This is a genomic window from Sulfuricella sp. (genome assembly GCF_035531155.1).
Taxonomy (GTDB): Bacteria; Pseudomonadota; Gammaproteobacteria; order Burkholderiales; family Sulfuricellaceae; genus Sulfuricella.
Map to the genome: position 1 here is coordinate 13,020 of NZ_DATKTK010000040.1, position 12,605 is coordinate 25,624.

7 protein-coding genes and 1 tRNA gene are annotated in these 12,605 nt (G+C 56.9%); 7 read left to right on the forward strand and 1 reads right to left on the reverse strand.

All coding sequences use genetic code 11. From position 1 onward, the window contains the following. The first annotated feature begins 68 nt into the window (after positions 1-68). Entirely contained in the window at positions 69-1,661 is a 1,593-nt protein-coding gene (locus VMV64_RS07545; protein WP_325329340.1) for a PAS domain-containing methyl-accepting chemotaxis protein, read from the forward strand. 7 nt (positions 1,662-1,668) lie between these two features. On the opposite strand, the gene VMV64_RS07550 is transcribed toward VMV64_RS07545, so the two are convergent. Continuing rightward, positions 1,669-3,150: an NAD(P)H-hydrate dehydratase gene (locus VMV64_RS07550; RefSeq protein ID WP_325329341.1), complete on the reverse strand. Its 1,482-nt coding sequence runs from the start codon at positions 3,148-3,150 to the stop codon at positions 1,669-1,671. A 197-nt stretch (positions 3,151-3,347) separates the two neighbouring features. Here VMV64_RS07550 and purL point away from each other — a divergent pair, with 197 nt between their 5' ends. From purL to VMV64_RS07580, 6 genes are all read left to right on the forward strand, one after another. Next, on the forward strand, positions 3,348-7,289 hold the full coding sequence (purL, locus tag VMV64_RS07555) for a phosphoribosylformylglycinamidine synthase (RefSeq protein ID WP_325329342.1): 3,942 nt from the start codon (positions 3,348-3,350) through the stop codon (positions 7,287-7,289). Positions 7,290-7,488: 199 nt separating this feature from the next. Beyond that, a tRNA-Ser gene (locus VMV64_RS07560) sits at positions 7,489-7,593 on the forward strand. 271 nt (positions 7,594-7,864) lie between these two features. Then, on the forward strand, positions 7,865-8,398 hold the full coding sequence (locus VMV64_RS07565; RefSeq protein WP_325329343.1) for a hypothetical protein: 534 nt from the start codon (positions 7,865-7,867) through the stop codon (positions 8,396-8,398). Continuing rightward, complete coding sequence (locus VMV64_RS07570) at positions 8,385-8,792, forward strand: hypothetical protein (protein WP_325329344.1); 408 nt, start codon at positions 8,385-8,387, stop codon at positions 8,790-8,792. Before VMV64_RS07565 ends, VMV64_RS07570 begins: the two co-directional genes overlap by 14 nt. A gap of 111 nt (positions 8,793-8,903) precedes the next feature. Next, positions 8,904-11,606, forward strand: coding sequence for a UvrD-helicase domain-containing protein (locus VMV64_RS07575; protein WP_325329345.1), 2,703 nt, complete (start codon positions 8,904-8,906; stop codon positions 11,604-11,606). Positions 11,607-11,627: 21 nt separating this feature from the next. Then, positions 11,628-12,512 carry a hypothetical protein gene (locus tag VMV64_RS07580; protein ID WP_325329346.1) on the forward strand — a complete coding sequence of 295 codons (885 nt, stop codon included), beginning with the start codon at positions 11,628-11,630 and terminating at the stop codon, positions 12,510-12,512. Positions 12,513-12,605: the final 93 nt, after the last annotated feature.

Genomic DNA, 12,605 nt, shown 5'->3' on the forward strand with positions numbered 1-12,605 from the left:
CTTGTGACTGGCACTGCATTCCGCGCGGGATATGAAACCGACTGTGAGTCTCTGAAATAGGGGTACACATGAAGATCAACATGCCGGTCACCGGTATCGAAAAGCAGTTCGCATCGGGCACGATAGTCACCAAAACCGATCTCAAGGGAACAATTACCTACGCCAATGACGCTTTTGTCGACCTCAGTGGTTTCGGGCACGATGAACTCATCGGCAAGAGCCAAAACGTGGTACGCCATCCGGATATGCCGCCCGCTGCATTTGCGGATCTCTGGGCCACGATAAAACAGGGCAAGTCGTGGAGAGGCATCGTCAAGAATCGTTGCAAGAATGGCGACCACTACTGGGTGGAAGCGTTTGTCGTTCCGGTTCGCAAGAATCGCCAGATTACCGGCTACATGTCGGTGCGCACGCCGCCCAGCCGCGAGCAGGTTGCCGCAGCCGAACAGCTTTACGCCAAAGTGAACCAGGGCAAGTCTCTGCCCCAACCTGGCTTGTTAGAGAAATTCACCATCAAGGGCGGTCTGATCGGGCTGCTGAGCCTGATGGGTGTATCCCTGATTATTAGCGTGATCTTGGGTCGTGCCGGTCTGCATATGGAAAACATCTTGTTCGCTGCAGCGGCGATAGTCACCGCCACCGTTATCGGCATGCGGATGATCCGCGATATGAACCATGGTTTTGCCAAGGCGCACGAGATTTTCGAGAACATTGCCGAAGGCAACCTGCAAAATAAAATCGAAACCGGCAGCCAGAGCGAGTTCGGACAGATTCAGACTGCGCTCGCCTATGTGCAGGTACACCTCAAGGTGATTCTCGATGAGGTGGCCGTGGCTTCGTCCGTGATCGAATCGCGTAGCCACGAGTTGGAGCACGAGGTGGGGCGCGTCAGCGAGCGAGTCCATTCACAGAGCGATCAGGTGATGCAGGCTTCGGCAGCGATTGAGGAAATGAGCGTATCCAGCCGGGAAGTGGCGGAACATGCAAAAAACGCGGCAAGTGCCGCAAACCACACCCAGGACGTGGTGAAAGGCGGCAATGTCCAGATGGCGCTGAGTATGGAAGCCACTTCACGCGTGGTGCAGTCAGTGGATGAGTCCAGTTCGACGATTGCCGAACTGGATCAGTCGGTTCAGAGGATAGGCGACATTACCAATGTGATCAGGGAAATCGCCGACCAGACCAATTTGCTGGCGCTGAATGCGGCGATCGAGGCGGCGCGTGCCGGCGAGCAGGGCCGCGGTTTTGCCGTAGTCGCCGATGAGGTAAGAAAACTGGCCGAGCGAACGACAAACAGTACCGCAGATATCACCCGGATGGTGGCCAGCATCAAGGATGCTACTGCCGCCGCAGTCCGTTCGATGCAACAGGCCGCTCAGGAGGTGGATGAGGGGCTGAAGCTGACTCGCGCCAGCAGCGACAACCTGCAGGAAATCAGCGCGGCATCCGACCGGGTTACCGATATGGCACAGCACATTGCCGAGGCATCCGACCAGCAGTCTCTCGCCGGAGAGGATATGGCTGTCAGCATGGCCAGAATTTCAGAACTGGCCGAGGAGTCTAATCAGAGCATCAGCCAGGTGAACCTGGCAACCGAAGAACTGACACGCGTGGCTGCTGATTTGCAGACGCTGGTGAAACACTTCGAAGAGGGTGCCTGAAGAAACATTACCGACCGTATACCCACCGGTTAAGCAGCATCCTGGCGGCGTCGGCCACCTCCGTCGCGGTCAGCCCAATCGGGCCAATGCCTTGTTCCACCCAATCGTCGGCCGCCGCGCCGTGCAGGTAAACCGCCAGCAGCAGGGCTGATTGCGGTGTCAGCCGCTGGGCGATCAGGGCGGCGATCATGCCCGAAAGCACGTCGCCCATGCCGGCGCTGCTCATGCCTGGATTGCCGGTGGGGTTGATGAACCATTCCCCTTTTGGCGTCGCGCAGATGCTGCCGGCGCCTTTCAGCACCACCAGACTGTTGAGACGCTGGGCGATCAGCGTCGCTGAATGTACCCGTTCCTGCTGGATGTCGTGGGTGGTGCTGGACAGCAGCCGCGCTGCCTCGGCCGAATGGGGGGTGAGGATAGTGCCGCCCTTGCGGCTTTTCGTCAGTTCCTGCAGATCGTCGTGGATGGAGAGCAGATTGAGCGCATCGGCATCCAGCACCAGCGGCAGTTCGGTTTCCAGCGCCTGCCTGAGCAGTTGAACCGCTTGCGGGGATTGCCCCAGGCCGGGCCCGACTGCGAGACAGCTCAGGTGATCGATCTGGAAGAGTTTTTCCGGAGAGCACAGCATCAGCTCGGGCTGACCCATGTCCACCGCCGGGGCGACATCTGCCAGCAGTGCGGTATAGACCCGTCCAGCACCCAGCTTGAGCGCAGCGCGTCCGGCCAGCAGCGCCGCACCGCACATCGAGGATGAGCCGCCGAGGATGCCGACGCTGCCGAGCATACCCTTGTGGCTGTTGCGCGGGCGCGGTTTGAGCGCGGCGGCGACTTGGCTTTTCTCCAGCAGCCAGCCGGTGGGCTGGATCAGAGCAGCGGGGTCGATACCGAGGGTGTCGAGGTGGATTTCGCCGCAGTAGTCCGGCCCATAGGCGGTGAGCAGGCCCGGTTTCAGCGCGATGAAAGTGAGGGTGTGGCTGGCGCGGACAGCGGCACGGAAGGTCTGGCCGGCGTCGGCGTCAAGCCCGCTGGGAACGTCCAGCGCCAGAACCGGCAGGTTCATGCGGTTGATTTCCCGCACCAGTTCCAGATAGCGTCCGCTCAATTCGCGCGCCAGGCCGATGCCGAACAGGCCGTCGATCACCATATCCCATTTGCCATCGGCCGGAATGGCATCGAGCAGTTCGCCGCCGGCCTCCTGCCAGGCCTGCATGGCATTGGCGGCATCGACCGGCAGCTTGGCGGCTTCCCCGGTAAATACGACGGTTACCTTGAACCACCATGCTTTGAGGTGGCGTGCCGCCACCAGCGCGTCGCCGCCGTTGTTGCCCGGCCCGGAGATCAGCAGCACCGAGGTCTTGCCGGCCAGCAGTTCGCGCGCCAGTTTTGCCGCAGCCAGACCGGCCCGCTCCATCAGGTCGGCGACGCCAGCTTCCAGCGCCTTCTGCTCCAACTGGCGAATTTCGTGGGAGAAATAAATCGGGGTTTGCATGATTTTCTCTGTTGCATCGGGACAGCTTTAATAATGGGGCAAATATGCCGCCCAATCAACTGGCGGGCTTTTCATTTCAACCCTTCCCGATAATTTGCGGTGAAAGTTGTCAACTGCATGGTGGTGGCGTAGGGGTAATGCTTCCACGGCGTTTTCGGGTATGATTTACCCTTTGACGTTAGTTACTCAGGGTATTCATGCTTAAACTGCGCGGCGGCAACGCCCTTTCTTCTTTCCGTCTCGAAAAATTGATGCAGAGCCTGCGCGAAGCGGCACCTGCCATCTCTCACGTCCATGCCGAATACTGGCATTTCGCCGCCACCCGCCGCGCGCTGGAAGCGCTGGAATTGTCGGTGCTGGAGAAGATCCTTACCTACGGCCCGGCATCCCAGGTGGAAGAGCCGAAAGGCGAATTGTTCCTGGTGGTGCCGCGTCTGGGCACGATTTCGCCGTGGTCGTCGAAGGCCACCGACATTGCCAGCCATTGCGCCCTGGAGGCGGTCGAACGCCTTGAGCGGGGCGTAGCATTCTACGTGCAGAAGGCCGACGGCACGGGACTGGCGCAGCCGGAAAAGCAGGCGCTGCTACCGCTGATACACGATCGCATGACGGAAATGGTGCTGGCTGATTTCGACGCCGCGGAAAAGCTGTTCCGCCATTTCGAGCCGGCACCGTTTCACACCGTGGATATCCTGGGGCAGGGCAAGGACGCGCTGGAGCAGGCCAACCGCTCGATGGGGCTAGCGCTATCGCCGGACGAGATCGAATACCTGGTGGAGAACTTTAGCCGCATCGGCCGCAACCCGACCGACGTCGAACTGATGATGTTCGCCCAGGCCAACTCCGAGCATTGCCGCCACAAGATTTTCAACGCCGACTGGGTCATCGACGGCGAGAAGCAGGACAAATCCCTCTTCGCCATGATCCGCAACACCCACGAAAAAAGTCCACGCGGTACGGTGGTGGCTTATTCCGACAACTCCTCGATCATCGAGGGCTATAAAGTCAAACGGTTCTATCCGGGTGCGGGCGAAAAATACGGCTACAACGAGGACGATGCGCAGATCCTGATGAAGGTGGAGACCCATAACCACCCCACCGCGATTTCACCTTTCCCCGGCGCGGCCACGGGTTCGGGCGGCGAAATCCGCGACGAAGGCGCGACCGGCCGCGGCTCCAGGCCGAAGGCCGGGCTCACCGGTTTTTCCGTGTCCAACCTGAATATTCCAGGATTCAAGCAGCCATGGGAAGCTGATTACGGCAAGCCGGGGCGCATCGCCTCTGCTCTCCAGATCATGCTCGAAGGGCCAATCGGCGGCGCAGCCTTCAACAACGAATTCGGCCGCCCCAACCTGGCCGGCTATTTCCGCACCTACGAAGAGCAGGTGGCCGGGGAAATGCGCGGCTACCACAAGCCGATCATGCTCGCCGGCGGCGTCGGCAACATTTCCTCGCGTCATGCCGAGAAGCACCAGATCATGCCGGGCGCGCTGATCATCCAGCTCGGCGGCCCGGCCATGCTGATCGGCCTTGGCGGCGGCGCGGCCTCGAGCATGGACACCGGCGCGAATGCCGAAAACCTCGACTTCGACTCGGTGCAGCGCGGCAACCCGGAAATGCAGCGTCGCGCCCAGGAAGTGATCGACCGCTGCTGGCAACTGGGCGACCGGAATCCCATCATCTCGATCCACGATATCGGCGCGGGCGGGCTGTCCAATGCACTGCCGGAGCTGGTCAACGATTCCAAACGCGGCGGAATCTTCAAGTTGCGCGCCATCCGCAACGAAGAGCCGGGCATGTCGCCGATGCAGATCTGGAGCAATGAGGCGCAGGAGCGCTACGTGCTCGCCGTCAAGCCGGAGGATTTCCCGCAGTTCGAGGCGATCTGCCAGCGCGAGCGCTGCCTCTACGCCGTGGTCGGCGAGGCTACCGCCGAACAGCGACTGATACTCGAAGACAGCTATTTCAACAACAAGCCGATCGACATGGAACTGTCGGTGCTGCTCGGCAAGCCGCCGAAAATGACGCGCAACGTCGCGCACCTGGCCCGGGAATTGCCGGCTTTCGAGGCGGCCGGGATCGACCTCAACGAGGCAGCGCTGCGCGTGCTGCGCCTGCCGGCGGTAGCGGACAAGACCTTCCTGATCGCCATCGGCGACCGCACCGTCGGCGGCATGACCGCCCGCGACCAGCTCGTCGGTCCGTGGCAAATCCCGGTGGCGGATGTGGCGGTGACTCTGGCGGGATTCGAGGAATATCGCGGCGAGGCCTTCGCCATGGGCGAGCGCACGCCGCTGGCGCTGATCGATCCGGCCGCCTCCGGCCGCATGGCAATCGGCGAGGCAATCACCAATATCGCCGCAGCGCTAATTGCCGAGATCGGCGACATCAAGCTATCCGCCAACTGGATGGCGCCGGCCGGCCACCCCGGCGAGGATGCCGCGCTCTATGACACGGTGCGCGCGGTCGGCATGGAACTGTGCCCGGAATTGGGCATCAGCATCCCGGTGGGCAAGGATTCGATGTCGATGAAGACGGTGTGGGAGGAGGGCGGGCAAAAGAAGGAAGTCACCGCGCCGCTGTCGCTGATTATTTCCGCCTTCGCACCCTGCATCGATGCGCGCCAGACCCTGACCCCTTGTGTGCGCACCGACGCCGGCGACACCGATCTCATCCTGATCGATCTCGGCCAGGGCAAAAACCGGCTGGGAGGCTCGGCGCTGGCCCAGGTTTACAAACAAATCGGCAACGATGCGCCCGATGTGGTGAGCGCGGCCCAGCTCAAGGGGTTTTTCGATACGGTGCAGCGTCTCAATGCGGATGGACGCATCCTTGCCTACCATGACCGTTCCGATGGCGGACTGTTCGCCACCCTGAGCGAGATGATGTTCGCCGGGCATTGCGGCGTGACGATAGATGTTGACGAGCTGTGCCTCGAACGCATCCGCAACGATGCCGAGCTCAGCGGGAAAGAACCGGTAGTGCCGCCTGGCGGCTATACCGAGCGCATCTTCGGCGTGCTGTTCAACGAGGAACTGGGTGCGGTGCTGCAGGTGAAGCGCAGCGACACGGCGGCGGTGATGGAAGCGTTCTTCGCCACCGGCCTGCGCGGCGAGCTGCACATCATCGGCACGCTGAACCGGGACGACCGCCTGGTCATCCAGCGCAGCGACAGGGAAATCCTGGATATGCCGCGCGTCGAACTGCAGCGCACCTGGTCGGAAACCACCAGCCGGATGCAGGTTTTACGCGATAACCCAGAGTGCGCACAGCAGGAATTCGAACGCATTCTGGATGCCGGCGCCCCCGGCCTGCACGCGGCCTTGAGCTTCGACCTCAACGACAACGTCGCCGCGCCATTCATTGCCAAAGGCAGCCGCCCGCGCATGGCTATCCTGCGTGAGCAGGGCGTCAATGGCCAGGTGGAAATGGCCGCCGCCTTCGACCGCGCTGGTTTCGAGGCGGTGGACGTGCACATGAGCGATGTCATCGAAGGCCGGATTGCACTGAAGGATTTTCATGGCCTTGCCGCCTGCGGCGGATTTTCCTTCGGCGACGTGCTCGGTGCCGGGGAGGGCTGGGCCAAGTCGATCCTGTTCAATGCCCGTGCCAGAGACGAGTTCGAGGCGTTCTTCCAGCGCGGAGATACCTTCGCCCTGGGCGTGTGCAACGGCTGTCAGATGATGAGCAATCTTCACGCCATTATTCCCGGTGCGGAAAACTGGCCGCATTTCGTGCGCAACAAGTCGGAGCAGTTCGAGGCGCGCTTCGTCATGGTGGAAGTGACCAAGAGCCCGTCGCTGTTCCTCGATGGCATGGCCGGCAGCCGCATGCCGATCGTGGTGGCGCACGGCGAGGGCTACGCAGAATTCGGGAGCGAACAGCAGATGAATGCGGCCCAGGTGGCGTTGCATTACGTCGACAATCGCGGCCAGCCGACCGGAAATTATCCGGCCAACCCGAATAGCTCACCCCGGGGCATCACCGGCCTGACCACTCCGGACGGGCGTTTCACCATCATGATGCCGCACCCCGAGCGAGTCTTCCGCGCCGTACAGCATTCCTGGCATCCCGCAGAATGGCGCGAGGACGGGCCGTGGCTGCGGATGTTCCGCAATGCGCGGAAGTGGGTGGGGTGATCGGCGCAGAAAGTTGTCGCTGACAAACTGGCTTAGAAGTACAGGTGCATATTGAAGTGCAAGTTGCAATCTCGTTTGGGTTGGCAATTTCCATCTCCGTTGTCGGTGCAGTTTTTACCGTTATGGGGGTAGCTATGAAAAACTTAAACGCCTTTATTTTTTGCTTTGTGGCATGTATTTGGTGCGGAATATCGTTCCTGCGGAGCTTGGTGGAAATTCCAACCCAAATGAGAGAAAAACTTGTATAGACCGTGTTGCCTGCTAAGAGTGAACGCGGGAGGTTCGATTCCTTCCCTCCGCACCAATTTATTGAGTTGGCTAGCAACTCGCGTAAGGCGCAATGTAGGGTGCCAATAAGCGAAGCGCATTGCACCGGCCGTTTTCATTCGGCGTAATAACGATTGCACCCACACGGGTTGGCTGCTTGACTGCGATTGTTTACTCAAGTCATTCGCCGCAACATTTCATGCACTCCGGTGGTGAAGCACATATCAGGTTTGCGCCCAGCCGGAATCCGTCATTAGGTTCTCGTATAAAAAAACTTGAGGGGAAAAATGCGCATTTCACGTGACCGGATGGCAGACTGGGACTCAGTTAACCGTGGAACCAAACTCTCGGCGTTGATTCAGCTTCGGGATTACACTGGCATGAACAGCCAGGACGCCAAGTTGCGGCTCTGGTTGCCTGACATTGCCAAGCAGGCTTTGGAAGAGGTGTGTGAACGCGCTGAAATATCGATGACTGTCTATCTCACAGAATATTTCTCTATGTATCTGTATGGCTGGCACGAACTCCTGCGCATGCGAGAAACGAAAACCGGACTCTATGAGCCTTTGATGATCCGCTATTGCATGGAAGGCGTAGCCCAGGAACCACAGCCCAACCTGGGGAAAAATATCTTTGCACTGAAGATTTTCGTACCCATCAAGCTTAAGGCTGATCTGCTGCAATTGGCAGAGCGGTCAGCAATGACCTTGGGCGAATTTGCCCGTGGCTTGGTCTGCGCCCATTTGTTCGGTCGCGAATACGGACCAGGTAAACTGAAAGACTGGACAGACGAGGACGAAACGATGGCAAGGCAGTGGGAAGAGAGTGGTGCCGTTACTTGATCCCCATCTTTCCTGGACCGAAAAGGATGAGTCCGGCCTGAAAATCATCCTCGAAAAGTGGTCGAGAAACGGATTCGAAGGAGAGGTTAACCTGGGCAATCTGGCTGAAGGTTACGCTTCTATCACAACTCGCAACTGGGCGGCTCGTGCCGCGAAGCACGGCTCTTTCGTGACGATGGAGGTGCACAAGCTGCGGGGCAAGAAAGGTTTCTTCGGCACTAAAACCAAGTGGGTCGTACGCCAGTTTTCATGCGAAAGCTATGACGGCGTATTCCCTGTGATGCACGGTTGCGCGGAAGGCCATAATATTCTCTCGGCCCTTGCTCAGGCCATGCTGGATGTGGGGTATGGGTTTATGAGCAGGAGCAGATTGGAGGTGTATTTTGAAAAATAGGATGAACCGATTGATGGTGCGGCAGACAGTATCGTGAAGTCCATACAACCTAGCCAAGGCACATGGGTTACATTGTCCGCTGGGCATATGAAATCCATAATGGATTTTCGAGTGATTTACCAGGATGGTTCACTAGGTACCATCATTGACGAAAATCCTGCGATGGACGAATACACGATTTGTTTTGATGATGGAGTTGTGTCAGCTCAACCTCGGCATACATTTAAACCGGACGAAGAGTATCTGTCATATATTGAGGCTAAACGCCAAGACCTTATCAACAAACTCAGGCGGCGATTTCAGGATAATTTCCTTAATGCAGACGCACTGTTCAATCAACCTGAGTTCCTTGCCCTGATTTCCCCAGAAGAGTACGAGCAGGAAAAGTCACTCTTCATCCAAAATTGGATCAAACAATTACCCAAAGGGTCGGATGGCAAGAAGGCCACAGTGCCGGATGCCGAGCAGGCGGCGGCAATTGCCTCGACAGGGGGGCACATCCAAGTAATTGCCCGCGCCGGGAGCGGCAAGACAGAGACCATCGCTAATCGGGTGGTTTTCTTACATAAGCATTGTAATGTCGCGCTTGGGCAAATGCTGCTACTGGCATTCAATCGAAAAGCGGCGAAAGAAATGAGGGAACGACTTACAGGCAAGCTTGGTGAAGGTAATGTGCCGCACATCATGACCTTTCATGCTTTGGCCCTCGCCATCATCCCTCCCGAGCAGAACAGGGATTTGCTGACCAACGATGCTGAGGGAGAGAGCCAGGGCCTGAACAGGGTGTTTCAGGATGTGATCGACGGCTACCTGAAGGATGATGCCAGCCAGCAGCGTATTCGCCGTCTGATGCTGGCGCACTTCAAGGAGGACTGGGAGCGCATCATCGAAGGCGGATACAATCTTGGCCAAGAGGAAAAGCTACGCTTTCGGCGTAATTTGGCGCGGGAGACGCTGCGTGGCGAGTACGTAAAGTCTTATGGTGAGAAGGCAATCGCCAACTTTTTGCTTGAACATGGCATCTCATACCAATACGAACGGAATCATTGGTGGAGTGGCCTCAACTACCGCCCTGATTTCACGATTCCGCCAGACAAGCCAGAGAAACGAGGCATCATAATTGAGTATTTTGGTCTGATTGGCGACCCGGATTACGACGAACAAATTAAGCTGAAACGTGAGTACTGGGAATCCAAGAAACAGGACTGGGTGCTACTGGAATACACGCCGAATGACTTGGCTAACGGCACCGAAGGATTTGAGCAACGGCTCCAGACCGAGTTGAAGAAATTGCTTGGCACTTGCGATAAGCTGAGTGAAGACGAAATCTGGCAGCTGACAAAGAAGCGTGCCATTGGTCGATTTACTACCGCTATGACGGGATTTGTGGGCCGATGCCGTAAGGACTGGATACTTCCTGACAAACTGGCGGAAAAGGTTGCCGTCCACACCCCGCTTTCTGATGTGGAATCGTGGTTTCTTGAGCTGGCCTGCGAGCTATACACGGGCTATCTTGATCGCCTAGAAGCGACCAATCAGGAAGATTTCGATGGGTTGATGCAACGTGCGGCAATGCAGGTTGATGCCGGTGAAACCCAATTTGCCCGCAAAGCTGGAGCTGGAGATCTCAGAGACCTGAGATATATCTTCGTCGATGAGTATCAGGATTTCACTGAACTGTTCCAGCGTCTGGTGGAAGCTATTCGAAAGCACAACTCCACTGCCGAATTCTTCTGTGTCGGGGATGACTGGCAAGCGATCAACGGATATGCCGGTTCTGATCTTAAATTCTATAAAAACTTTGCAACCTATTTCGGAGAGTCGAAACAGCGGGACATCTCGAAAAATTATCGGTCAGTGAGAAGTGTAGTTGAGGTTGGCAATGCCCTCATGGACACATTGGGAAAACCCGCAACTACGGATAATCAAGACATGGGAGGGGTGCTTGTCGCCGATCTTAAGCAATTCATGCCGACACTATTGGAGGAGCAGAAATTCAAGAGTGGTTTGCTGACACCTGTGATCCTACGGATCGTAGGCAAGGTGCTGTTTGAGACAAAAATGAATGTGGCCTTGCTGAATCATGCTAATCATCTGTTTGTTCCAAGCGGTGGGCGCAAGCACATCGATGATTACCTAAACCTGTTGCGAAATGAATTGCCTGAAGAATGGCGCGACAGGGTCACCATTTCAACCGCCCACCGTTTCAAGGGAAACGAATGTGATGTGGTCATCGTAATGGATGCCTTTGAACGAAGCTACCCATTGATACATCCCAACTGGGTATTCGCACGAATACTGGGAGAGAGTTATCAGGAAATTGAGGCTGAGGATCGCCGTTTGTTCTACGTGGCGCTCACACGCGCCAGGCAAAAGTTGGTCATCATCACAGAAGCAGGACGTGTATCACCCTTCCTTCAGGACATACAGCGTCATATTCGGATTCCAGATGTAAATTGGGACGACTACCCCCCGCTTCCCGCCAAGACGCGTTGGCTGGTCGTCAAGGTGGGCGGTTCAATGGACGTCAATATGAGCCTCAAGGCAGAGGGGTATCAGTTCAGAAATCTTCAGCAGCGGGCTTCCAACGGTCAATTCGGTGGATCAAACCTGAAAAGCTGGGATAAGAGTTTCTTACGTGAGGGATTTTCCATTCAAACGTTGCAAAGCAGTGGATGGGCAATCAATGCCAAGCAGGAATTGCGGTGCCGATTATCTGTTCGAGTGCATGATGACAGGAACCAACCGCTTGCCGAATACGAAGTGCATGCGGGGCAATGGTTTTGTGTCATGGATAAGCTCAATGCTGATTAGGCCACAAGGAGCACTCTGCCGATGGCTGTAGAGAAGTTACTTTCGACACGAAAGCTCGCCGAGTATCTTGACCAAGAGGCAGAAGATCAGCTCGACGGGCACCATGTCTATGACATCGGAAACTACGGCTGGGTTGATGAAGACACTCCCGACCCACAGTTTCTAGGGCATGCCATGTGGCAAGTCGATCCGCCGCTGCAACACGAACATCATTCGTGGTATGGAGAAGCCCCAGTCCGCCATAGGCCAACCGAGGAAGAAGAGATACTGGCCGTATCCGGCACGGACTTTGAGGGCCTGATGCGCTTCGCGCGGATGTCTTTGGGGCTTAGCCTATGGCAGCAACAACTCGCTGAGGATGCACTGTTCGATGACAATCACTACTTCTGGCTCCACTACCTCAGCGCCATGGTAATGCTCAATGCTGCTTCCGACAGGCTTCGCGAGTTTTTTGTAATGGCCTTCTTTCGGGACAAGATCAAGATATACGAAAAAAAGGGCAAAAAACACTCGTGGTATCAAACACCATTCTCCGAGGCGAGAGACGCCACAAACGAATCAATGGCCGAGCTACTCGGAAAACTCGACTCCTTGGCTGAGGAAATCTACCAACACAGAGACAACCGAAACAAAATGATCCATGAAGTCGCTACGAAAGTCGGAAAATGGGAGCGCGAGCTGACGTACCAAAAGCGCCAACGATTTGACGAGCAGAAAAATTTTGGTTTCGTAGGGCAGTCGCCAGAGTTCAAGGATATCACAGCGAATTTTACGGAGGCTCAGGAGCTACATAAGGTGGAACTCCGCAAGACCACAGAGCAGATCATCTCGTGGTACAAAACACTCATTAAGGCGAGTAGTTACGTCTTTGAGGTGGAAAACATCATGCGCAGACGAAGGTCCTGAGCGAGGAAGCGCCAGTGCCAGCGGTGAAGTACATATCAAACTTAGCCTGTCGGTATCCGGCATCGGGCTTTCGAAAAAAACTTGAGGGGAAAA